Raw genomic sequence first — 23,011 nt, 5'->3', positions numbered from 1 at the left:
TGCGCCCATTACTGCTTCGCAGGTGCGGCGAGCGCGCCGATCTTTGCGTCGATGGCCGCGATCTGGCTCTTGCGGTCGTCGTCGGAGAGATGCGTGTCGGCGGCGATCTTCTCTTTCTGCTGGAACAGCGCGACCTGGCGGATCGGCAGGAGCTGCTCGTCGGTGGCGGGCGCGAAGCCTGCATAGCCGGTGATGTCGGCCATGATCTTCTTCTCGCGCGGATCGGTCTTGGCGTAGTGATAGAAGAAGTCGCGCAGCTTCTGCTTGGTGGCTTCAGGCAGATCCTTGCGATACACGAGCGGATCGGACGGAATGAGCGGCGAGGTCCACAGTACGCGCACCTGGGCAAAGCGCTCCGGGTGCTTTTGCTGGAGCGTGGAAAGCTCGATGGTGTTGTTCGTGGCGATATCCACCTTGTTGTTCACCACGGCAAGCAGGTTCGCTTCATGGCTCGAAGGCAGCACGGTCTTGAAGTTCGTCGCGTTCACCGAAATGCCGCGCTTCGCAAAGAGGTAATAGCCCGGAATCAGCGTGCCCGAGGTCGAATTGGGGTCACCCCAGCCGAGCGTGAGATCCTTGGTATTCTTGAACACATCGTCGATCGACTTCACGCGGCTGTTCACGTTGGTGATGAGCACCGACTTGTAACCCGCGTCGCCGTTCGCGTAGAGCACCTTCGCGAAGATTTCGCCATTCGAGCGATCCACGGCTTCCATGGCCGAAGCGTTGCCGAAGTAGCCGATCTGCACCTTGTTGAAGCGCATGGCTTCGATGATGCCCGAGTAGTCGGTGGCGAAGAACGCATTCACGTGCAGGCCGGTCTGCTTGTTCAGGTCGTCGATGAACGGTTGCCAGCGTTGCTTGAGCACGGCCGACGAGTCGGTCGAGATGATGCCGAAGCTGAGGTCTTCCGCGTGAGCGGCCGCGCTGCCGAGCGAGGCAAACGCGACGGCGCCGGCGGCGCACCAGGAGAGCATGGAGCGGAACAGTTTCATTGGGGCGGTCCGTGGTGAGGTGAAAGGTTGCGGGTTGGAAAAGGGTTGGCTTGCGTGATCAGGCCGCGCGCGGCTGCGCGCCGAAGCGCGTTGCCGCGGACGGTGCAGCATCGGGTTCGAGCAGCTCGCGCGCGGCGTTGCCATAAAGCTGTTGCAACAGGGCGGGCGTGAGCGCCGACGATGCGCCGTCGTACACCACGCGCCCGTCGCGCAGCGCGATGGTGCGCGGGCAGTACTCCATGGCGATATCCACCTGATGCAGCGAGACGACCACCGTCAAGCCGTGATCGCGGTTGAGCATGCGCATCATGTCCATCACACGGCGCGACGATGCGGGGTCGAGCGAGGCGATGGGTTCGTCGGCGAGAATCAGGCGCGCGCGCTGCACGAGCGCACGGGCGAGCGCCGCGCGCTGCTGCTGGCCGCCCGAGAGATTCGAGGCGCGCTCGGCGGCCTTGTGCGCGATGCCGACTTCGCCGAGCGCGGCCAGCATCAGCTCGCGCTCGGCGCGCGGAAAGCGGCCCGTGAGGCGTCGCCACAACGGCAGCCGCGACAGCGCGCCGATCAGCACATTCGTTTCGACCGTGAGGCGATGTACGAGGTTGAACTGCTGAAACACGAAGCCGATGTCGCGGCGAATGCGGCGCACTTCGCGCACGATGCGGCCGTCCTGCTGAATAGGACGACCAAGAATCTCGATGCGCGAAGGCTGCGGGTCGGAAGCCGTGAAGCCCGCAATATGGCGGAGCAGGGTCGATTTGCCTGAGCCCGATGCGCCGATCAGCGCGACCATCTCACCAACGCCTACGCGCAGGTTGATTTCGTCGAGTGCCTTGCGGCCGCTGTCGAAGCTTTTCGAGAGGCGTTCGATGCGTATGGCGTCCATAACAATCCGTCGCTGTGTAGTCGAGGGGTCATTCTAGGAAGCGACTGTGACGGTTGAGTGAAGGTGTCGCGACGTCTAGACGACTACATGTCTTTCGACCTTCCCGCGGCGGAAAAAATCGCAGGAGATGTGACAGAGGCATGACGCCAAACATCTGTCACGCTCAATATCATGGGAAGCGGCTATATTGAGGGGCAACGTACGTGCTGTCCCTGGTTTTCCTGACTTGTTGCTGACTCATTGTCGACAGGGGCGGCACTCGCAAGGCAGTTGTAGACAATGCGGCCGCACGCGGCGGCCGCAGTCTGCGCGACCCGACCTGGGCGGCCCGACCTGGGCGGCCCCATCCGAACGAGCGACGAAACCCGGCGCCATATGCAGGCACTGAGCTTTCTTCGCATAAGTGAATTTATACTCTAGCTTTCGGGTTTCCCCCGGGAGTCAAAGGGTATGAACACTCCCAAAGTTTTCTCCTATCAACGCTTTTCCCATGCCAGGCAGGCAACGGGCGCAAGCCTTGCGCGTCAGGCAGACCTCGCAGCGCAGTGGGCGGCAAAGCACAAGCTTGAGCTGGATACGTCGCTCACCATGCGCGACGAGGGCTTGTCCGCGTACAAGGGAACGCACGTCAAGAAGGGAGCGCTCGGCGTTTTCCTCAAAGCGGTTGAGGATGGCAGGGTGCCCCAGGGTTCTGTGCTCGTCGTGGAGCACCTTGATCGTCTCTCGCGAGCAGAGGTGGACATCGCGCTCGCGCAATTGCTTAACATCATCCACGGCGGCATTCGCATCGTCACTGCCGTTGATGAACGTGAGTACAGCATCGCAAGCGTGCGCAAGAATCCAACCGATCTCATCATCAGCATCACGCTCATGATGAAGGCACACAGCGAGAGCAGCGACAAGGCAGGGCGCGTGACGGATGCAATTGTGCGAGCATGCGAGGGCTGGATCTTAGGCAAACGCACTGGGAAAAAGGTCGGCCCCGGAACCGACCCATCATGGGTACGGCACAACGCGAAAGCTGGGTGCTTTGAACTCGACGCGGATGCGGCGCGCGCTGTGCGCCGTGTGATCGAACTCTGGCGCGAGGGCTATGGTGCGATGAAGGCGCTTGAGATTGCAACGGCTGAAGGAGGCAGGGTGCCGAAGGGACTGTCCAACGAGAGCCGCGTCAACCAGCTACTTGCGAAGGAAACGCTTATCGGCACGCGAACCATTACCGTTCGTGGTAAGGCGTACGCACTCGAAGGCTACTACCCGCCGTTGATCGACCACGCTACCTACGACGAGATTCAACACCTGCGCACGCAACGCGGAAGGCGGCAGGCGAAGGGCGATATCGTAGGTATCGTGACAGGCTTCGGGGTGACGGTATGTGGGCATTGCGGCGCGGCCATGACCGCGCAGAACATGCGTCCAAGTGTGGGCGCATCGGGCACAATCTACAAAGCGCAGCGGCGCCTTCTTTGTAGCGGGTCGAAGCGCTTGCCTAAGTGCCCGCATACCTCCTGCAACATCGTACCCATCGAGGCGGCGATCTTGCGCTTCTGCAGCAATCAAATGGACCTGAGTAGCCTCTTCGCAAGCGGTGATTCTGACGAACCGGTTGCGCAGGCGCTCGCGGCAGCACACAAGCGTCTCGCTGCTACCGAACGCCAACTCGCGAAGATTGCGAAGGCCCTAGAGGCCGACGAGGACGATAACGCCCCTCAAACCTTCCTGCAGGCAACTCGCAAGCTCGAGAAGCAGATGCGCGAGCAGCAGGAGCAGGTGGAGCGGCTGAAGCGTGAGCTTTCCGTGCGCCAGCATGCGACACCAGCGAGCGCTGACACTTGGGCGAAACTCGCCGCAGCCGCGCTCGCGCTCGACCCCGCTGCGCGCATGAAAGTGCGGAAGCTCATTGGCGAGACCTTTGCGAAAGTCACGGTATTCATGCGTGGCTACGAGCATGGCGATAACGGCGAGGTCATCCGTTTGCACCTGCTGAGCAAGAAGGGTATCAGTCGAGAACTCGCAATCGACCGCAAGACCGGTGACCTGCTGGAGGTACGTGACGTGGACCTCGCTGAGGTTTCGCGCTTGCTGCGAGCGCTCAAAGACAAGGCCGACGCCGAAGCGCAGGCGAAGGCAACGAAGCCCGCAACGCGAGCGCGCAAGACTACCGCGAAGAAGGCTGCGTAGGCACAGCCGCTCGTCCCCCGTCCTGATGAGAGCCTGCCCTTCGGCAGGCTTCGCAGGCAGGCGTGGCCGCGCTCACTCTAGGCGCATGTCTAATGCACTTGCGCCACAACGTGGCTCACAGTCAACGCCCATTGCGTCGTCGCAACAATTCCATAGGCGACCGCAACAACCCCCAAATAGAAGAAAGTCGTCGCAATAATCAAAGCCCAACGCGGTGGTTGCGGCGTCGGCAAGACGTTTAGGTATTTCGCGAAACCTTCGTCGGATTTTGCGTAGCTGTTAATTTGGCGCCAAGTCAATGGAGGATAGTAGAGATACGAGACCATCACCTGCTCATTCGGGACCAATGCCGGCAGGATAATCTCCCATGCTCCAGATGGGTCGGACTTTACCTCGTGTTGTACTGAAGGCTCCAACACATAGACGTGCACAGAAGCACTATGCCCAATCCGAACATTGAATGCCGTCTTCTTGCCAGCGTTTCGAAGGATTGTGCTGTGGGTGTTGAAAGGCGTGGTGACGAGCTGGGGAGCCTGTGGATTTGGAGCGCCTAGCGCGGGCGGCAGAGGTGGCGGAGAAAAACCCGCCGCGTGCGCTACGTAGGTGATGACCTTGGACCTGTACTCGATCTTTCTATTTATCAATGCTACCAATATAGCGACGATGATTGGAAAAATTAATCTGGAGGCAACGTCCCAATTACTTGTCATTTTATTTGTCCCCACGGATTAGAAGCCGCCTAAGCACTACCTTTTTCCGAACGAAAGTGGCGATTTCGGCACGGTATTTAACTGCACTTTGATCACTCCGTCAGCCCGTTCTGTGAGAACTTTTTGAGCATGCCGACGAACCGTTTTACGCGTCGTTCACACAGCGCGCTCGCGCGGTCATCTTCCTTTTCGAGGCGCAACAGCGGTGCTACGTGGCGCTCGTGCGTGGGAACAATGGAACATTTATGTTCCAAATATTCTGCCGCTGTGGCACTTCCACAAGGGTGACAACCTTAACCTGTGCCGAAATGCCTCAAACGATTGCCGCGCATGGCATTCCGGCATGCTGCGCTGCATCGTTAGCGCATACTAACAAAAATCGACGGATAGGTATTTCTGAGACTTTCACTATCTGCGCACAGGACTAAATTGTATCTATATCTGCTGCACACTGGAGCGATACAATATGCCGAGCAAATCGAAGTGGGGCAAGGGCCGAGCGTGGTGGGGGCGATTCTGCACTGAACTGCACCCGGAACTCGGCATGTCAGGCACGCGTACCTCGTGGAATCACTTTCATCAGGAGCACGGCGAGACGCTGGCCGGGCAGGATATCAGCCGTCGCAGCTCCACCCGCGCCGAGATCATCGTGGACGTCGAACGGGCCGACGTGTTCGTGTTCGACCTGCTTACCGGCAAGGCGCCAGACGCCGAAGCACAGTAACGCTGCAGCACATAAAGCCTGCGTTAGCCAGGCATCCTGCCAATCCAATCCGCTGACTTGAGGGTAAAACCGACATCCGCTGACTTGAGGGTAAAACGGACCGGGCCGATAGGCCTGCCGGTCGCGTCGTCGTGCGCGCCTTCTACTTAACGAAGCGGAGGTAGATCGTGAACACCAAAGAAAAGGCCTGCGTGGCGGCAGGCCTGAGTGACACCTATGGACATCAGGCTCATCGTAGCTCGCCACACGTTCATGCACAAGCATCGTGGAGGTCGCTCCTGCCATCGCTGCAGTCCATCGTCTGGCGAGGTGCGTTATGAGCGACGACGGGTTCCTGAGTCCGCGAGAAACGGCCACGCGTGCAGCCGAGGATCACTGGGGCACTCCCACGCAGCGCCATGTCACCATCACACTTGCGCGGCTCGTAAAGGACGAGAGTTTTGAGGTCCACCCCTCCGTGGCTTTTCTCGTGTACCGCACGGGCTACAGTCACGGCACCATTGAGGCGACCATCAAGACGCTGCGCGAGTACGGCGTGCTGCGGCTCGTCGCAACCGAAGGCCGGGGCGGTTCCCACGTCTACATCTTTGACCACGAGCGACTTCAAGAGGTCCATGCGGCACGTGAGCCGTGGAAGGAGGTGCGCGAGCGCTTGTTGCAGGAGCAGGCGCAACGCTCCCCAATGGTTAGGAAGTCGCGACGCGCAATTTCCCAACAGTTAGGGAGCGTCACTAACGCCAACGATATCGACGCTCCCCAATCGGTACGCCCACGCTCCCCAATCAACGCGGCGACGCTCCCTAATCCGGGTATCGACGCTCCCCAATCGGCAGCCCGAACTTCCCCAGTGGTTGGGGACAAGGGGTTAAGAGGGTTAACAGAGGGATATAAAACCGAGGGAATTATAGGGGCCGACATTGCATCGCAAAGGTCGGCCGATATCACCGGGAGCGGTGTGGCCGGTGCAGCGCAAACGCCGATGCCGAAACAGGCGACTGTCGCGGATCTGGTCGCGGCGTTCAAGGCGCTCTGCGACCAGGGGCTATGCACGTGGACCGCCAATCACGTACAGCGCAGCCGCATGTGCCATGACTTCGCACGCCTGATCCGTGAGCGTGGCGCGACCGCCGACATGGTGCGTGAAGCGCTCCCCATCGCGCAGAAGCGTGTCGCAAAGACGAGGCGTCCCAGCGGCGCCTCAATCACGAGCGCCATGTTCCGCATGACGCAGGAGTGCTTTGGCGATGTGACACGTGAGGACAATGAAGATTTTTTTGACCGGCCCGCCGCGGCGGGCATCTGCATGCTGGGGAACGATACGCGGCACTAGCCCGCGACCATATTCGACAGCGACAGGCAGATAGCGTGAACGACGCCTACGCCAAAACCGACGCCATGCTGCGTGCGTTCAGCGCGGAACACGGCATCCGTATTTCCTCGGTTCAGGAGGTGTCGGAGGTCGCGACGGCGGCGTTGCTCGGGCTGCCCGTAAGCACGTTGCGGCAGCAGGTTGCAGAGGGGCGTGCGCCGGTGCGGCCTTCCTCCATCCACGGCATCCACCGTCGCTACCGCTTCGACGACATTGTGGCCGCGCACGTCGCTGCGCAGCGGCGCGCGCTTGACGAATGAACGGGTCCAATTGGTCTCGTCCCGAAATGCTCGGAATTTCGAGCAGAACGCGCAGAACGAACGAAACGAACGGTTCCGCCTGGCATCGTGATACACGCTGCGCGATGCTTCTCCTGCAACCGGCAGCGGCGTCGAGAGGAGAGCGGCAATGGCCCGACTGGATTTCATCCGCGCGTGCAAGAGCCTCGCGCTGACGAGCGACGTGAGCAACGCGAGACAGTACGCGCAGGCGAGCTACGGCGTGCGCAGCGAACTCGTTGACTACTTCGCCAGGGCCTCCCAACTGCTCGACACGACCACGATCACCGATCCGAACGCGCCGCCGCTCTCGCTGCGCGACGGTGATTTCGTTGGGCTCGTGCAACGGAGAAGCGTCGTCACGCTGATCGATCAAGCGCTTGGCGGTGCAGGCTTCCGGCGCGTGCGTCCATTCGTGCCACTCGTCATTGAGGACGAAGGCGTCGTAGCGTCGTGGACGAAAGAGGCCGCGCTGAAGGTGATCGACGCGGACAACGCGTTCCACGTTACGCGCCTCGGCGTGAAAAAGATCACGGCCCTGCTCGTCGCTTCGGTTGAACTCGTCCGCACGCTTGACGAGGCGACCGATCTCGCCCTGCAGCGAGACCTCGCCCGCGCGATCAGCGACGGCCTGAACGCCACGCTCGTCTCCAACGATGTCGCCGACGATTCAAGTCCCGGTGGGCTACTGCAGGGCGTGACGCCGATCCCTTCCACCGGCTCGCTCGACGGCGACGTGGTCGCGCTCGTCGATGCGTTCGAAGGCGATCTCGCGTCAGCCGTGCTGCTGATGTCCCCGCGCACTGGTGTCGGCTTCGCATTCTCCGGTCACGATCAGGTCTGTGGCGTGCGTGGCGGATTCGTCGCAGGTGTCCCGGCGATTGGCGTGCCCGGGATGCGGGACAGCACGCTGGCGCTCATCGACGCGCAGCGCGTGCTGATGTTCGAAGGCGATCTCGTTCCGGGCAGCAGCACGGAGGCAGTTGTGCAGATCGACGATGGAACGTCAGGCACGCAATTGTTTTCGCTGTGGCAGCACAACTGCGTTGGCCTGCGCGCCGAACGCTTCTGCAACTGGTGGCCGTTGCCTGGCTGCGCCGTATGGATCTCGGACGCGGGCACCACGAAGATTGCCGACACGCTGAAGGTGAAGGCTGCGCGCGGCGCGAAGTGACGGAGGCAATCATGTGCATCTGTTCTACCGGCGCGCATTGCGCCTGCTACGGCTCCAAGCAGCAATACCGCGAAGAACGCGCACGGCAGGCCTCCGCGTCTGCTCTTGAATGGCAGGTGCTCGACGTACTGAACGGCGAACCCGGCAACGCATCACCGCGTGCGATCGAATTCGCCACGCTGCTCGCGCCGCACCGCGCGGACCTCGTGGACTTCATGACGGCAGGCGACCGCGTCTTCCTTTGGTTGTCGGACGGCTCGGAACACATCGCGAAACTCGCGCGGCCTGCTTTCAGGATGGCTGCGTGAGCGCCGACGAACGCGCCTGCACCGCGTGGCTCGATACTGACACGCTCGACCGCTGCGACTCGCTGGCGCGCGCGCTACGGATCGACCGGCGCGAGTGTCTGGGCAAGCTTATCGAGGCGGGCCTGCGCGCGGTTGTCGATGGACAGTTGCCACTGGCCGCTCCGAAGGCCGTACGTTATGCCGAGCCGGTACCGCAGGTGCCTGACGTCCGACCTGCGCCGCCTGTTGTGCGTCTGCAGATCACCCACACGCGACGCATTCCGTGACGGGATCGCGCCGGTTGAACGGGGTCGACGAAGGGGGGGCGGTTCGGTCGCACGACCGGCGGCTCGCAAAACCGCGTGCCCAGATTCGCTTGATGCGGCGCATTTCCCGCATAGGGGGGCGAACATCGCCCAGGCACCACAGGTAGACCGCCAGTAGACCCGGCGGCTACTCCGAGCCGTCCGCCGCTGGTCACGGACGCAAATATTGGCCAGCACGAACAGGCTGCGCGCCATCCCGCCCGAGCACATGCGGACGCGATGGCGGTCCCTCCCGGCGCACGCGGGTCTACAAGAACGTGATTGAGCCGCAGCAGCCCGGAAAAAAATCGGTCGTATCGAACGACCGATTCCTCACCGCGCACGCCCACTGGCAGAAGTTCAGGCGCGGCACTGTTGACTCAAGCGCAGACAGCCGCTTGTTTTCACGATTGCCAGGTGCAGGCTCCGCGTGCATCTGCTTGATGTGACTCGGGTGTCGTGCGGCGGATGACTACTGCGCTTCTTTCTTTCGTGCGCGCGGAGCCGTGGTGGTGGACGGTTGTTTCGGCTCGGGCAGCGACTGGAATCCGCGCTGGTACACATCGAGCCCTTTCCCCAGGACTTGACCGCCGATCCGTTCAAGACTGGCATTGCACGAAGTCGCCAACTCCTGCAGGCGCCGCCGATCTACATCGCTCAGCCAGATAATCGTTGGGATCGATCCGCTGCTCATGGCGCTCTCCCGAGGCGGTGATGGATGCGCTGCATTATCGCGCCGTGCAGGTCCGCATGACAGCCTCACAGCAGGCCATCATGAGCGGTTGGCTTGACGCCTTCAGCGTTGAACGCGAGAAGGCACACACGCTGCAGACTGCATCGTTCAAAAGCGCGAAAAACGCTGTTGGTGCCGCAGGGCACCAACAGAAGGAAGCAGGCCGCACCCGTAATGTGGCGGGGCGTACCGGCGCATCACTGCAAGTTCGAACGTCGCAAATTCATTGCGGTACCTGCCGAAAAACTCCACCAATTGGTTGGATCATCAAGGCGTCTCGGTGGCAGGAAGCATCCAGGGAGATCAGGATGCGTACATCGCGAGCGTGAATCTCAAGCGCCGTAACCTCACGAAAGGCCAGAAGGCCATGCTTGTAGCGAAGCGCTATCCCGATGATGACGGCGAAGGCGGTCGAGGCAAAAAGGGCCAATCGCACAAACTCGCCAAATCTGGCGCGTTTGCTGTGCAGCGCCTGCGTGAAGCACGCGTAGTCCTGCACAAGTGCCCGCACCTCGTTGATCTGGTGATAGACGGTTCGATGGCACTGTCCGCTGCCTACGCAGAGGCACAGCGCCGCCGCGCCGCCAGCCCGAGCGAGCCGGCAACGACCTGCTCAACTATCTCGGGGCATAACTTCACAACTGCCCGTGTTGCAATTGCTTCAGAAGCGCAGCGGAATCCCCGAGGCTAGAACGTTCACCTTTTCATGCCCGTATGCACTGGTCAATTGCCAAACCGTGTGAGTTGTCAACTCGCTGTTCAATGTCGGGCCGCAAACTACCTCTGAAACTTCGAGCGGGCCCTGATCGGAGTCCAGCAAGCGAAGCGATACGTAGGGTACGAAGTTGCCGCCTCGAACACGAAATTGCCTGTTTCTCATTGGCTCTCGGGCCGCGAAATAGACATATCGCCACTCCTGCTCTTCACTAAACGTGTGACTCTTGAAACACGGAAGCAAGTCGGCTAGAGCCATTTGAAGATCTATGATCGCGCCTTCTATAACCTCTACACGGAACTGCTCCGGGTGCATGGAAGCACCACATTGCTCCAAAACTGGCACTAGTCCGTGCAGTAGTTCGTCCAATAACGCTGTTTGCTCTGAGGTGTCGTAAATCACTTGCCGGAGATGAAGGATTCCCTGGTCGAGAGTCATCGACTTTCCCTCAAGCGATGCCCCGACGGTCGGCGACAGACCGATCGAATAACCGCCGCCGCCGCTTCCGTAGCCCCGCCACTGGCTCAGTAGGTTTCCGTTTTCGCAGAAGCACACGACGTAAGCCGGAAATAGCAGCCCGGTTGGGAACTTGAAGCGTTCATCTATCGCTGCTGCAAATTGCGATATCGCCTCATTTTTCCGCTCGTCCTTGAGTCTAGCTACGCGATGAAGGAACAGCTTCAAACCATACTCTAGCTCCGACGAATCGTTTAGATGCGTGATGCTCGTCGCCCAAAAATCTCGGCTAGCCAGTATTGACTTAAGACCATCCGCCGTTGTGTAGTGATAAAGCGTTCCGACATCTGCGAGGGCTTTCTCGTGACGCGCGAGGAATCGTTCACGGACGGCCAGCCAATGCTCGTGCAACAAAATATCCGGTGCCTTCGGTTTGTAGGGCAATGTCTGATCGATCATGGAATTTTTCTTCGTTGAAAGCACCGAACTCGATTCGTGGCCGCCATCCTAGCACTGTTCCCGAACGGCACGCCCTGCGCCGCTCCGCCGCGTTCGCACGGCGCTCACAGGCTTCCTGGTGCCCCAAACAAGGGGTAGACCGCTTCCAGCGGCTTCCAGAGTGCTAAACCCTCCGAGCGCGATCCTGAGACATCTGCCAGCGCCCCATGCCTTCCTGCCTGCTGCTTTTTGCCGATGCGCCTCCAGATCGGGAGGCAAGCGCAACACAGGAGGATCGATGCCAGCAGGGCAATTCGGCCCGCTACGGGGCAGGAGAGGGTCGTTGTGTGCGCAGGCAAGGCAAGAGGCGCGCAAGGCTCCTGCTGGCCTGCCAATCGGGGGTTCCACGCACCAGCAACACGTTATGGAACGAAAAGCGCCGGTGTCACAAGGTTGTGCGAGAATCCGGCCAAGCCCCACGGGGCTTGGCTTTAAGGCCTATCAACCCTACCTCGCCGTGGGTGTAAATCGCCTTATGTATAGCTTCCTACCCGACAGCTTCGAGGAATACGAGGACCTCAAGATGATCCTCGATGCCGGCGCACGCTGGCTCGACATTCGCAGCGAGGGCGAAGTCGAGGTGCGCGGCCGCACGTTTCCGCTCTATGTGGCGGCAATCGGCTCGCGCGATCCGGCCGCGCCCGGCATTGGTTTTTTCGGCGGCATCCATGGGCTCGAGCGCATTGGCTCGCAGCTCGTGCTCGACTACATGCGCGCGCTGGTGGGGCGTCTCGCCTGGGACGAACTGCTCCTGCGCCAGCTCGAGTCCGTGCGCATCGTGTTCGCGCCGATCCTCAATCCCGGCGGCATGTGGCTTGCGACGCGCGCGAATCCGAACGGCGTGGACCTCATGCGCAACGCGCCGCAGGACGCCGACGAGCGCGTGCCCTTTCTCGCGGGCGGCCAGCGCGTCGGCTCGTGGCTGCCGTGGTATCGGGGGCGGCGCGGCGCGGCCATGGAGATCGAGGCGCAGGCGCTCCTGAAGATCGTCGACGAAGAACTCACGCGGCGCCCGCTTTCCTTCGCGCTCGACTGCCATTCCGGTTACGGCTGGACCGACAGCATCTGGTTTCCGTACGCGCGCACGCGCCGTCTCATCCGCCATCTGCCCGAAATGTACGTGCTCAAGACGATGTTCGAGCGCGCGCATCCGCACCACGGCTACACCTTCGAACCGCAGAGCCATCAATATCTGCTGCACGGCGACTTGTGGGATTGCGCGTACGATCGCGCGCCCGACAGCAACATCTTCCTGCCGCTCACACTCGAACTGGGCTCGTGGCTGTGGATCAAGAAGAACCCGCGCCAGATCTTTTCGCGCCAGGGCATGTTCAATCCGCTCCTGCAGCATCGCACCGCGCGTGTATTGCGGCGTCACGCGAACTTGTTCGAGTTTCTGACGCGCGCCGCGTATTCCTCGCAGCGCTGGCTGCCCGAGGGCGTGATCCGCGACGAGGTGCTGAAAAGCGCGATCGGGCACTGGTATCGCAAGCCGGGCACATGAGCGAACCGTGGATCCTGCTGCGCGGCCTCACGCGCGAATCGCGCCACTGGGGCGCGTTCGCCACGCTGCTCGCGGCGCGCGACGGCGTGCTGCCCATCGACCTGCCGGGCAACGGCACGGCGGCGCACGTACGCTCGCCGCTCGCGGTGGACGACTACGTGGACGCGCTGCGTGCCGAGGCGCAGCGGCACGGCGCACGCGCGCCTTACCGCGTGCTGGCAATGTCGCTCGGCGGCATGGTGGCGACGGCGTGGGCGCTGCGATACCCCGAAGAAGTCGGGCGGCTGGTGCTCGTGAACACGAGCATGCGGCCGCATAGCCGCGTGGACGAGCGCTTGCGGCCCTCGGCGTGGCCCGCGCTCCTGCGCGTGGCGCGGCATTGGGATGGCGGCGACAGCGGCAACATTGCCGAGACGCTGATCCACGGGCTCACCTGCGCGCGTCGCGACACGCTCGCGGCCGACCTCGAAGCGTGGGGCGCGATCCGCGCGAGCGCCCACGTGAGCCGCGTGAACGCGCTGCGCCAGCTGGCCGCCGCCGCGCGCTTCAAGGCGCGCGCCGTGCCGCGCTGTGCGGTGCTCGTGGTGTCGTCGCGCGGCGACCGGCTCGTGAACCCGGTGTGCTCGGCGCGGCTCGCGCGGGCCTGGGGTGCGCCGCACGTGGCGCATCCGTGGGCGGGGCACGATCTGCCGCACGACGATCCGCAATGGCTCGTCGATACGCTCCACGCGGGCGACGTCGCCGCGAATCCCGCGAGCCGGGCCGCCGGCCGCGGCTGAGCGGTGCCGCGGCGCGTGCGCGCCGCCCGCATCGCCAGTCCGGCGATTGCCCCATAATACGAAAACTCATCCGGCACTTTCAGGACGATTTCCAGACATGAACGACAAACCCGCCATTGGCGCCGCCGTGCCGCGCCTCACGAGCCTTTCGCACGGCGGCGGCTGCGGCTGCAAGATCGCGCCGGGCGTGCTTTCCGCGCTGCTCGCCCGCAGCACGCCGCTCACCACCGCGTTTCCGAACCTGCTGGTCGGCACCGAGACCGCCGACGACGCTGCCGTCTACAAGCTCAACGACGAGCAGGCCATCGTCGCGACGACGGACTTTTTCATGCCGATCGTCGACGACCCGTACGACTTCGGCCGCATCGCCGCGACCAACGCGCTCTCGGACGTCTACGCCATGGGCGGCAAGCCGATCCTCGCGCTGGCGCTCGTGGGCATGCCGATCAACGTGCTGCCGCACGACGTGATCGCGCAGGTGCTGCGCGGCGGCGAAGACGTGTGCGCAGCCGCGGGCATTCCCGTGGCGGGCGGCCATTCGATCGACTCGGTGGAGCCCATCTACGGCCTTGCGGCGCTCGGCGTGGTGCATCCCGAGCGCGTGAAGCGCAACGCGTCGGCACAAGCCGGCGACGTGCTCGTGCTCGGCAAGCCTCTGGGCGTGGGCGTGCTGTCCGCCGCGCTCAAGAAGGAAATGCTCGGCGACGCGGGCTACAAGGCGATGGTGGCCGCCGCGACCCTGCTCAACAAGCCGGGAGCGACGCTGGCGGAACTGCCGGGCGTGCACGCCATGACCGACGTGACGGGCTTCGGCCTACTCGGCCACACGCTCGAAATTGCGCGCGGCGCGAATCTCACCGCGCGCGTGCATTACGCCGAGCTGCCGTGGCTGCCGGGCGTGCAGAAGTTCGTCGATGACGGCGTGTACACGGGCGCCTCGGGCCGCAACTGGGCCTCGTACGGCGACGCCGTCACGCTCGCGTCCAGCCTGCCCGAAAGCGCGCGCACGCTGCTCACCGACCCGCAAACCTCAGGCGGCCTGCTCGTGGCCTGCGCGCCGGCAAGCGTCGACGACGTGCTGGCGATCTTCCGCACGGAAGGCTTTGGCGACGCGCGCGTGATCGGCGAACTGAGCGAAGGCCCGGCACGCGTGGACGTCGCGTGAGGGCCGTATGAGCGGAGAATCGCCGAAAGCCATCTTCTACGCGCTCGCTGCGAACTTCGGCATAGCGGTCTGCAAGTACGCTGCCGCGGCGTTCACGGGCTCGGGATCGATGTTCGCGGAGGCGATTCACTCCACGGCCGACTGCGGCAACCAGCTGCTTTTGCTGTTCGGCCTGCGCCAGTCGCGCGAGCCGCCCACGCCGCTGCATCCCATGGGCACGGGCCGCGCGATCAACTTCTATTCGCTGCTCGTGGCGCTGCTGCTGTTTTTCGTGGGCGGCGCGTTCTCGGTCTACGAGGGCGTGCATCGGCTGATCGCTCGCGAGCCGTTGCGATTCGTTTATGTGGCGCTCGTCGTCCTCGGCATTTCGGTGGTGCTCGAAGCGTTTTCGCTTTACGGCGCGATGCGCGAGATTCGCAAGGGCGCGCCCACCAAATCGCTGTGGCGCTGGGCGCGAGAAACGCGCGATTCCGACCTGCTCGTCGTGGCGGGCGAGGACATCGCAGCGCTGGCGGGTCTCGCCATTGCATTCGCCGCCGTGCTGCTCACGGTCATCACGGGCAATCCCGTATGGGATGCCTGCGGCTCGATCGGCGTGGGCATTCTGCTCATGCTGATCGCGTGGTTCATCGCGCGCGAAGTGAAGTCGATGATCGTCGGCGAATCGGCCAGCCCGGAAATGCGGCGCGATATCGAATCGTTCCTGCGCGCGCGGCCCGAGATTCGCAGCATCATCAGCCTCATTACCCTGCAATGGGGCAAGGAGGTGATGGTGGCGGTGCAGTGCGAAATGCTCGAGTACGACCACAGCCGCACCATGGTCGAAGCGATCAACGAGATCGAAGCCGATCTGCAGGCGCGCTTTCCCCTCGTGCGCTGGGTGTTTTTCGAGCCGGATTTCGTGAACCGGTAATGCAAGGGCCCGGCGGTTGCATAAACCGCCGGGCCCTTGCACACATTTCACATCTTCACGCGCGCTTCACATTTCAATGCCGAAACGGCGTCCACACGGGCGTGGTGTTGCCCCACTGCTCGAGTTCGGAAGGTACGCTGGGATTCATGTTGGACTCCTACGTTTTTCGTCTTGCAATCGAAATGCCGATGCGTCTTGCGGGCTTATTCGCCAGTCTGCGCAACGCGCTGGGCGTTGTTCGCGCGGCTTTCCTGCAGCGCGATGCGTTGCGCTTGCGTGCGGCCGATCAGGCTTTGCTCGGGGTAGCTCGTCTTGTTCAGCGAGGGCAGCGTGCCGTCGCGGTACGCGGCGGCGATTTCCGCCTTCACTTCGGCGCGGGTTTTCGGGGCGCTGTTGTCCTGGGCGAAGACCGAAGCGCTGGCGGCGAGCGAGAGAACGAGCGTGGCGCCAATGGCGGTTGCGAGAGTGCGTTTCATGATCTGCTCCTTTTGTACTGGTGCCACGTGGGTCGCGGCGACAGGAGCAAATGTAGTTGCGCAGCCGTTTGCGATAAACGGCTCGAACGCGAAAGCAATTGTCGAAAATCCGGAACAATCGCTGCGCCGCGCCCGCGCAAGCCTTTGCGGGCGCGGCTTCGAGGGTTGGCGCAGCGCGACGGCGTTACGCGACCCGGCCTATGCGGCCCACTCGGAGATAACGGGCGTTTCGAGTGACGGCGCGTTTTCGCGCTCTTCGAGCGTGCGCATCGTGCAGGCCTTGTCGAGCGAGGCGCGGCCGCTCAGGAGCGGGCAGCGGTCGAACACTTCTGCGATCCAGTCCACGAACACGCGCACTTTGGGTGACAGATGGCGGCTGTGCGGATAGACGGCCGAGATCGGCATGGGCAGCGGCTTGTAATCGGGCAGCACCTCGACGAGCGCGCCCGACTTCAGGTGCGGCAGCACCATGTAGCGCGGCCCCTGAATCAGGCCGAAGCCTTCGATGCCGCAGGTCACGTAAGCGTCCGCGTCGTTCACCGAGACCATGCTCTTGAGCTTGACCTCCACTTCCTTGCCGTCGACGAGAAACGCCCAGTCCATCACGCGTCCCGTGCGCGACGAGAAGTAGTTCACGGCGCGATGCTCGGCCAGTTCTTCGAGCGTTTGCGGCGTGCCGTGGCGCTCCAGATACGACGGCGACGCGCACGACACGCCTTCGAAAATGCCGATGCGCCGCGCGACCAGCGACGAATCCTGCAGCGCCCCCACGCGCACCACGCAGTCCACGCCTTCCTGCAGCAAGTCCACGGGGCGATCGGATAGCCCGAGTTGCAGGTCGATGTCCGGATAGCGGCCGTGGAATTCGCACAGCGACGGAATTACGATGAGCCGCCCGATCGAGCCGGGCATGTCGATGCGCAGTTTGCCGTGCGGTTTGCGGTTGCGATCCTGGAATGTGGTTTCCGTTTCTTCGACGTCCGCGAGAATGCGCACGCAGCGCTCGTAGTACGCCGCGCCATCGGGCGTGAGCGACAGACGGCGCGTGGTGCGATGCATGAGGCGCACGCCGAGAAACGCTTCGAGATTCTGAATGATCGTCGTGACCGAAGCACGCGGCATGTCGAGCGTTTCGGCAGCACGCGTGAAGCTGTTGGTATCGACGACGCGGGTGAACACCTGCATGGCCTGAAGGCGGTCCATTGCCACTCTCCAAAAAGCTTCGGTCGCACGGCGCGCGGCATTCGAAAGAAACGCCCGCGCAGAAAGAGGAGACAGATTGTTCAGGTGCGCCGAATTGTGTTGCCGGATTATAGGCATTTATTTGCAAGTCTGCCGAACCCACAATTCGCCTCATTCGAATCTACTCTCGCGCATTGCGCCGATTTGACATGGATGTCTTTAAACGCCCAACGTCTTGGACCTCCGCGGAGGAAGCGCCGCTGGCCGAAGTGCCAGCGGCCCTGCCCGATACCGCGTCCGCCAAGCCTGGCAAGGTGCGCGCGCTGCTCACGACCGACGTCGTGATCGAAGGCTACGCCCAGCAGATTCCGCTGCGCCTGTACCGCCCCGAAGCCGCGAATGGCCTGCCGGTGTTGCTGTATTTCCACGGCGGCGGCTTCGTGCGCGGGTCCATCGAGGAAGCGGATGCGGTGGGCCGGTTTCTCGCAGAACGCTTACCAGCGCTCGTGGTGAGCGTGGGGTATTCGCTCGCGCCGAAGCACCCGTTTCCCGCCGCACCCGAAGATGCGCATCGCGCGGCGCTGTGGGCGCTCACGCGGGCCCGCGCGTTCGGCGGCAGTCCGAAGCGCGTGATCGCGGCGGGCCACGACGCGGGCGGCCAGATCGCCAACGTGCTCGCCTTCATGGGCCGCGATCGCGGCGACGTAAAGCTCGCGGCGCAGGCCCTGTTTGCGCCGATGCTCGACCCGAGCCTCACGCGTCTTGGCGATGAGGCGCGCCTTGGCTCGGATATCACCGCAAGCGAATGCGCGGCGTGTTATCGCGCGTATCTGCCCGATGCGACGCAGCGCATGCATCCGTACGCCGCGCCGCTCGAATCGCTGCGTCTTGGCGGCTTGCCGCCCACGCTCATCGTGACCGCACAGAACGACGTGCTGCACATCGAAGCGGAGAAGTACGCGAGCCGCCTGATCGACGCGGGCGTGCGCACCCAGGTGGTGCGCTACCCGAGCGTTTCGCACGCGAACCTCGCGGCGCATCCGGCCGCGCTCAGCGAAGCCGTACGGTTTTTCCAATGTTGCTTCGACGCGGGGGCGTCATAGACGAAGCACCCTTGCGGCGGTGCTGCCGAACCAGTGAAGAACAATCAACCATTATTTCTGGAGTCCGACATGTCACTTTTTTCGCAATCCCGAACCCGTATCGCGCTAGCGGTCATTGGCGTGCTGGTGGTCGCGGGCCTCGGCACCCTCGGTGCCATCCGCCTCGACTCGCACCCTGCCGTTGCCGCTGAAGCGCCGCCCGCACCGGAGGTCGATGTCGCACCCGTGCTCAACCGCACGATCACCGACTGGCAGACCTACTCGGGCCGCATGGCCGCCGTCGAGAAAGTGGAGATACGTCCGCAGGTTTCCGGCACGATCGTCTCCGTGAACTTCCGTGACGGCGCGCTCGTGAAGCAGGGCGAGACCCTGTTCGTGATCGACCCGCGGCCGTACCAGGCGGCCGTCGATCAGGCCGCGGCGCAGCTTGCCGCCGCCCAGGCGCGCACGGGCTACGCGCAAAGCGACTGGGAGCGCGCGCAGCGTCTGATTGGCGACAACGCCATCGCCAAGCGCGATTACGACGAGAAGCAGAACGCCTCGCGCGAAGCAAACGCTAATCTCAAGGCCGCGCAGGCCGCGCTCGAAGCCGCGCAGATCAACCTGGGCTACACGCGCATCGTCGCGCCGGTTGCCGGGCGTGTGTCGCGCGCCGAGATCACGGTGGGCAACGTCGTATCCGCCGGTGCGAGCGCCGCGCCGCTCACGACGCTCGTTTCCGTTTCGCCCATCTACGCCGAGTTCGACGCCGACGAGCAGACCTATCTCGACTACATCAGCCACATGAAGAATGGCTCGAAGGTGCCGGTGGAACTGGGTCTGGCGAACGAATCGGGCTATTCGCGCACGGGCACGATCGAGTCGGTGGACAACCGTCTCGACACCACCTCGGGCACGATCCGCGTGCGCGCGCGCTTCGACAACGCCGACGGCGCGCTGGTGCCGGGGCTTTACGCACGCATCAAGGTGAGCGGCAGCGCCCCGCACCCGGCGCTGCTCGTGGACGACGCCGCCATCGGCACCGACCAGGACAAGAAGTTTGTTTACGTCGTGGATAACAGCGGCAAGATCGCTTACCGCACGGTGCAAACGGGGGGCCAGCAGGGCAACCTGCGCGTGATTCTGGACGGCCTGAAGGCGGGCGACCACGTAGTGGTGAACGGCACACAGCGCGTACGCCCCGGTGAAGCCGTGCGCTCGCACATGGTGCCGATGAACGGCGACCCCGACGCCGATTCGACCAATACGGCAGCGAACCCCGGCGCCAAGGCAGCGAAAACGTCCTGACGGGCGGCGGGCGCAGGCGATCGCAGCCTGCGCCTGTACGTCCATCAGGAGGCCTAAGCAGCAAGATTCGCGTCAAATTGAGCGTCATGAACAAGAGCAACCCATGAACATATCGAAATTCTTCATCGACCGGCCGATCTTCGCGGGCGTGCTGTCCGTGCTGATCCTGCTGGCCGGCGTGATCGCGCTGTTCCAGTTGCCGATCTCCGAGTATCCCGAGGTCGTGCCGCCTTCGGTGGTGGTCCACGCGCAGTATCCGGGTGCGAACCCGAAGGTGATCGCCGAAGCCGTCGCCGCGCCGCTCGAAGAGCAGATCAACGGCGTCGAGAACATGCTGTACATGCAGTCGCAAGCCAATAGCGACGGCAATCTCACGCTCACGGTCACGTTTCGTCTCGGCACCGACCCGGACAAGGCCACGCAGCTCGTGCAGAACCGCGTGAACCAGGCGCTGCCGCGCCTGCCGGAAGACGTGCAGCGTCTCGGCATCACGACCATCAAGAGCTCGCCTACGCTCACGATGGTGGTGCACCTGATCTCGCCGGACAACCGGTACGACATGACGTACCTGCGCAATTACGCGCTGCTCAACGTGAAGGACCGCCTCTCGAACATCCAGGGCGTGGGCGAGGTGCAGCTGTGGGGCTCGGGCGACTACGCGATGCGCATCTGGCTCGATCCGCAGAAGGTGGCGCAGCGCAACCTCACCGCGAACGACGTGGTCAACGCGATTCGCGAGCAGAACGTGCAGGTGGCGGCGGGCGTGATCGGCGCGTCGCCGAGCGTCCCCGGCACGCCGTTCCAGCTCAACGTCAATGCGCGCGGCCGTCTGCGCACGGAAAGCGAGTTCGGCAACATCATCGTCAAGACGAATCCCGATGGCGGCGTGACCTACTTGCGCGATATTGCGCGTATCGAGCTGGCGGCCTCCGAATACGGCCTGCGCTCGCTGCTCGACAACAAGCCGGCCGTAGCGCTCGCCATCAACCAGGCGCCTGGTGCGAACTCGCTCGCGATTTCGGACCAGGTGCGCGCGGCGATGAAGGAGCTCAAGCAGGACATGCCGGCGGGCGTGGATTACAAGATTGTCTACGACCCCACGCAGTTCGTGCGCTCCAGTATCGAAGCCGTGGTGCATACGCTGCTCGAAGCGATCGCGCTCGTGGTGATCGTGGTGATCGTGTTCCTGCAAACATGGCGTGCCTCGATCATTCCGTTGATCGCGGTGCCGGTGTCGATCGTCGGGACGTTCTCGCTGCTGCTCGCGTTCGGGTTCTCGATCAACGCGCTATCGCTGTTCGGGATGGTGCTCGCCATCGGGATCGTGGTCGACGATGCGATCGTGGTGGTGGAAAACGTGGAGCGCAATATCGCCAGCGGGTTATCCGCGCGCGACGCGACGTACAAGGCCATGCAGGAGGTGAGCGGACCGATCATCGCCATTGCGCTCACGCTCGTGGCCGTGTTCGTGCCGCTCGCGTTCATGAGCGGTCTCACGGGCCAGTTCTACAAGCAGTTCGCGATGACCATCGCGATTTCCACGGTGATCTCGGCGTTCAACTCGCTCACGCTTTCGCCCGCGCTTTCGGCGCTGCTGCTGCGCGGTCACGGCGAGAAGGAAGACTGGCTCACGCGTGGGATGAACCTCGTGCTGGGCGGCTTTTTCCGCCGCTTCAACCAGGTGTTCCATCGCGGCTCGGAAAGCTATGGGCGCGGCGTGAACGGCGTGCTGCGCCACAAGGGCGCGATGCTCGCGGTCTATGTGGTGCTGATCGCCGCCACGGTGCTGATGGCGCGTGTGGTGCCGGGCGGTTTCGTGCCCGCGCAGGACAAGGAGTATCTGATCGCGTTCGCGCAACTGCCCAACGGCGCCGCGCTCGACCGCACCGAGAACGTGATTCGCGACATGAGCGCCATCGCGCTCAAGCAGCCCGGCGTGGAAAGCGCCGTGGCGTTCCCGGGCCTTTCGGTGAACGGCTTCACGAATAGTTCGAGTGCGGGCATCGTGTTCGTCACGCTCAAGCCGTTCAAGGAGCGCAAGGGCAAGGCGCTTTCCGCAGGTGCGATTGCGGGTGCGCTGAACCAGCAGTACGCCGGCATCAAGGATTCGTTCATCGCCGTGTTCCCACCGCCGCCGGTGCTCGGCCTCGGTACGCTGGGCGGCTTCAAGATGCAGTTGGAGGATCATGGTGCGCTCGGCTATGAGGCGCTCAACCGTGCGACCCAGGACTTCGTCAAGCGCGCGGCGCAAACGCGGGAGCTGGGCCCGACGTTCACGAACTATCAGATCAACGTGCCGCAGCTGAACGTCGATCTCGACCGCACGAAGGCGAAGCAGCTCGGCGTGCCGGTCACGGACGTGTTCGACACGATGCAGATCTATCTGGGTTCGCTCTACGTGAACGACTTCAACCGCTTCGGGCGCGTGTATCAGGTGCGCGTGCAGGCCGATGCGCCGTTCCGCCAGCGGGCCGACGACATCCTGCAACTGAAGACGCGCAACGCCGCAGGCGAAATGGTGCCGCTCTCGTCGCTCGTCACGGTCACGCCCACGTATGGCCCCGAGATGGTGGTGCGCTACAACGGCTACACCGCGGCCGACATCAACGGCGGCCCGGCGCCCGGTTATTCGTCGGGCCAGGCGCAGGCAGCGGCGGAACGCATCGCGGCTGAAGTGCTGCCGCGCGGCGTGAAGTTCGAGTGGACCGACCTCACGTACCAGCAGGTGCTGGCGGGCAATGCGGGCATCTGGGTGTTCCCGATCAGCGTGCTGCTCGTGTTCCTCGTGCTGGCGGCGCTCTACGAGAGCCTGACGCTGCCGCTCGCCGTGATCCTGATCGTGCCGATGAGCGTGCTGTGTGCATTGACGGGCGTGTGGCTCACGCAGGGCGACAACAACATCTTCACGCAGATCGGCCTGATGGTGCTGGTGGGGCTCGCTTCGAAGAACGCGATCCTGATCGTCGAGTTTGCGCGCGAGCTGGAGCATGACGGACACACGCCGCTTACCGCTGCCATCGAGGCGAGCCGTCTGCGTCTGCGCCCGATCCTGATGACGTCCATCGCGTTCATCATGGGCGTGGTGCCGCTCGTGCTCTCGAGCGGCGCGGGTTCGGAAATGCGTCATGCAATGGGCGTGGCCGTGTTCTTCGGCATGCTCGGCGTGACCGCGTTCGGCCTGTTGCTGACGCCGGTGTTCTATGTGGTGCTGCGCACGCTCGCGGGCGGCAAGATTCACGTCGCGCAGAAGGACAATGCGCGCAAGCCGCAGTCGATGGTCGACGCGTAAAG

At 63.3% G+C, this 23,011-nt stretch carries 23 protein-coding genes; 16 read left to right on the top strand and 7 right to left on the bottom strand.

Annotated features, from left to right (window positions below):
* Positions 1 to 8 precede the first annotated feature (8 nt).
* Together phnD and phnC are read right to left on the bottom strand one after the other, a co-directional pair.
* Positions 9 to 995, bottom strand: coding sequence for a phosphonate ABC transporter substrate-binding protein (gene phnD, locus AB4Y40_RS16235; RefSeq protein ID WP_368688579.1), 987 nt, complete (start codon positions 993 to 995; stop codon positions 9 to 11).
* Between the two features lie 58 nt (positions 996 to 1,053).
* Positions 1,054 to 1,881 carry a phosphonate ABC transporter ATP-binding protein gene (phnC, locus tag AB4Y40_RS16230; RefSeq protein ID WP_254316685.1) on the bottom strand — a complete coding sequence of 276 codons (828 nt, stop codon included), beginning with the start codon at positions 1,879 to 1,881 and terminating at the stop codon, positions 1,054 to 1,056.
* Positions 1,882 to 2,331: 450 nt separating this feature from the next.
* On the opposite strand from phnC, the gene AB4Y40_RS16225 reads away from it, so the two are divergent.
* The gene (locus AB4Y40_RS16225; RefSeq protein ID WP_368688578.1) at positions 2,332 to 4,062 is read left to right on the top strand and encodes a recombinase family protein; all 1,731 of its coding nucleotides are present in this window, start codon (positions 2,332 to 2,334) and stop codon (positions 4,060 to 4,062) included.
* Between the two features lie 89 nt (positions 4,063 to 4,151).
* Here AB4Y40_RS16225 and AB4Y40_RS16220 read toward each other — a convergent pair whose 3' ends face one another.
* On the bottom strand, positions 4,152 to 4,772 hold the full coding sequence (locus AB4Y40_RS16220) for a hypothetical protein (RefSeq protein ID WP_368688577.1): 621 nt from the start codon (positions 4,770 to 4,772) through the stop codon (positions 4,152 to 4,154).
* A gap of 466 nt (positions 4,773 to 5,238) precedes the next feature.
* Between AB4Y40_RS16220 and AB4Y40_RS16215 the strand changes: the two genes are divergently transcribed.
* From AB4Y40_RS16215 to AB4Y40_RS16190, 6 genes are all read left to right on the top strand, one after another.
* Positions 5,239 to 5,496: a hypothetical protein gene (locus AB4Y40_RS16215; RefSeq protein WP_368688576.1), complete on the top strand. Its 258-nt coding sequence runs from the start codon at positions 5,239 to 5,241 to the stop codon at positions 5,494 to 5,496.
* Positions 5,497 to 5,812: 316 nt separating this feature from the next.
* Entirely contained in the window at positions 5,813 to 6,826 is a 1,014-nt protein-coding gene (locus AB4Y40_RS16210; RefSeq protein ID WP_368688575.1) for a hypothetical protein, read from the top strand.
* A 35-nt stretch (positions 6,827 to 6,861) separates the two neighbouring features.
* Positions 6,862 to 7,125 (top strand): hypothetical protein, encoded by a 264-nt coding sequence (locus AB4Y40_RS16205; RefSeq protein ID WP_368688574.1) that lies wholly within the window; start codon positions 6,862 to 6,864, stop codon positions 7,123 to 7,125.
* A 148-nt stretch (positions 7,126 to 7,273) separates the two neighbouring features.
* Entirely contained in the window at positions 7,274 to 8,317 is a 1,044-nt protein-coding gene (locus AB4Y40_RS16200; protein WP_368688573.1) for a hypothetical protein, read from the top strand.
* Entirely contained in the window at positions 8,245 to 8,625 is a 381-nt protein-coding gene (locus AB4Y40_RS16195) for a hypothetical protein (protein ID WP_368688572.1), read from the top strand. The genes AB4Y40_RS16200 and AB4Y40_RS16195 overlap by 73 nt, the downstream gene beginning before the upstream one ends.
* A complete protein-coding gene (locus tag AB4Y40_RS16190; protein WP_368688571.1) occupies positions 8,622 to 8,891 on the top strand; it encodes a hypothetical protein in 270 nt (89 codons plus the stop codon). The genes AB4Y40_RS16195 and AB4Y40_RS16190 overlap by 4 nt, the downstream gene beginning before the upstream one ends.
* Positions 8,892 to 9,381: 490 nt before the next feature.
* Here AB4Y40_RS16190 and AB4Y40_RS16185 read toward each other — a convergent pair whose 3' ends face one another.
* The gene (locus AB4Y40_RS16185; protein ID WP_368688570.1) at positions 9,382 to 9,603 is read right to left on the bottom strand and encodes a hypothetical protein; all 222 of its coding nucleotides are present in this window, start codon (positions 9,601 to 9,603) and stop codon (positions 9,382 to 9,384) included.
* 20 nt (positions 9,604 to 9,623) lie between these two features.
* Between AB4Y40_RS16185 and AB4Y40_RS16180 the strand changes: the two genes are divergently transcribed.
* Both AB4Y40_RS16180 and AB4Y40_RS16175 read left to right on the top strand, forming a co-directional pair.
* Entirely contained in the window at positions 9,624 to 9,971 is a 348-nt protein-coding gene (locus AB4Y40_RS16180) for a hypothetical protein (protein ID WP_368688569.1), read from the top strand.
* Positions 9,923 to 10,333 carry a hypothetical protein gene (locus AB4Y40_RS16175; RefSeq protein ID WP_368688568.1) on the top strand — a complete coding sequence of 137 codons (411 nt, stop codon included), beginning with the start codon at positions 9,923 to 9,925 and terminating at the stop codon, positions 10,331 to 10,333. Before AB4Y40_RS16180 ends, AB4Y40_RS16175 begins: the two co-directional genes overlap by 49 nt.
* Here AB4Y40_RS16175 and AB4Y40_RS16170 read toward each other — a convergent pair.
* Complete coding sequence (locus tag AB4Y40_RS16170) at positions 10,304 to 11,272, bottom strand: DUF2971 domain-containing protein (protein WP_368688567.1); 969 nt, start codon at positions 11,270 to 11,272, stop codon at positions 10,304 to 10,306. The genes AB4Y40_RS16175 and AB4Y40_RS16170 overlap by 30 nt on opposite strands.
* Positions 11,273 to 11,786: 514 nt before the next feature.
* Here AB4Y40_RS16170 and AB4Y40_RS16165 point away from each other — a divergent pair.
* The 4 genes from AB4Y40_RS16165 (at position 11,787) to AB4Y40_RS16150 (ending at position 15,672) form a co-directional block, all read left to right on the top strand.
* A complete protein-coding gene (locus tag AB4Y40_RS16165) occupies positions 11,787 to 12,815 on the top strand; it encodes a M14 family zinc carboxypeptidase (protein ID WP_368688566.1) in 1,029 nt (342 codons plus the stop codon).
* Complete coding sequence (locus AB4Y40_RS16160) at positions 12,812 to 13,594, top strand: alpha/beta fold hydrolase (RefSeq protein ID WP_368688565.1); 783 nt, start codon at positions 12,812 to 12,814, stop codon at positions 13,592 to 13,594. The genes AB4Y40_RS16165 and AB4Y40_RS16160 overlap by 4 nt, the downstream gene beginning before the upstream one ends.
* 97 nt (positions 13,595 to 13,691) lie before the next feature.
* Positions 13,692 to 14,759, top strand: coding sequence for a selenide, water dikinase SelD (selD, locus tag AB4Y40_RS16155; protein WP_368688564.1), 1,068 nt, complete (start codon positions 13,692 to 13,694; stop codon positions 14,757 to 14,759).
* Positions 14,760 to 14,766: 7 nt separating this feature from the next.
* Positions 14,767 to 15,672 carry a cation diffusion facilitator family transporter gene (locus tag AB4Y40_RS16150; protein WP_342919008.1) on the top strand — a complete coding sequence of 302 codons (906 nt, stop codon included), beginning with the start codon at positions 14,767 to 14,769 and terminating at the stop codon, positions 15,670 to 15,672.
* A gap of 203 nt (positions 15,673 to 15,875) precedes the next feature.
* Here the strand turns inward: AB4Y40_RS16150 and AB4Y40_RS16145 are convergent, their stop codons facing one another.
* Positions 15,876 to 16,148 carry a DUF4148 domain-containing protein gene (locus AB4Y40_RS16145; RefSeq protein ID WP_368688563.1) on the bottom strand — a complete coding sequence of 91 codons (273 nt, stop codon included), beginning with the start codon at positions 16,146 to 16,148 and terminating at the stop codon, positions 15,876 to 15,878.
* Between the two features lie 198 nt (positions 16,149 to 16,346).
* Positions 16,347 to 17,351: a LysR family transcriptional regulator gene (locus AB4Y40_RS16140; protein WP_368688562.1), complete on the bottom strand. Its 1,005-nt coding sequence runs from the start codon at positions 17,349 to 17,351 to the stop codon at positions 16,347 to 16,349.
* Positions 17,352 to 17,539: 188 nt separating this feature from the next.
* Here AB4Y40_RS16140 and AB4Y40_RS16135 point away from each other — a divergent pair, with 188 nt between their 5' ends.
* The 3 genes from AB4Y40_RS16135 to AB4Y40_RS16125 all read left to right on the top strand — a co-directional run bounded on the left by AB4Y40_RS16135 (position 17,540) and on the right by AB4Y40_RS16125 (position 23,009).
* Positions 17,540 to 18,433 (top strand): alpha/beta hydrolase, encoded by an 894-nt coding sequence (locus AB4Y40_RS16135; RefSeq protein ID WP_368688561.1) that lies wholly within the window; start codon positions 17,540 to 17,542, stop codon positions 18,431 to 18,433.
* Between the two features lie 69 nt (positions 18,434 to 18,502).
* Positions 18,503 to 19,720 (top strand): efflux RND transporter periplasmic adaptor subunit, encoded by a 1,218-nt coding sequence (locus AB4Y40_RS16130; RefSeq protein ID WP_368688560.1) that lies wholly within the window; start codon positions 18,503 to 18,505, stop codon positions 19,718 to 19,720.
* A gap of 103 nt (positions 19,721 to 19,823) precedes the next feature.
* Positions 19,824 to 23,009 (top strand): efflux RND transporter permease subunit, encoded by a 3,186-nt coding sequence (locus tag AB4Y40_RS16125; protein ID WP_368688559.1) that lies wholly within the window; start codon positions 19,824 to 19,826, stop codon positions 23,007 to 23,009.
* Positions 23,010 to 23,011 lie beyond the last annotated feature (2 nt).

Source organism: Paraburkholderia sp. EG287B (assembly GCF_040965595.1).
Taxonomy (GTDB): Bacteria; Pseudomonadota; Gammaproteobacteria; order Burkholderiales; family Burkholderiaceae; genus Paraburkholderia.
Note: the sequence above shows the minus strand (reverse complement) of the source record. Positions and strands in the feature narration are given on the sequence as shown.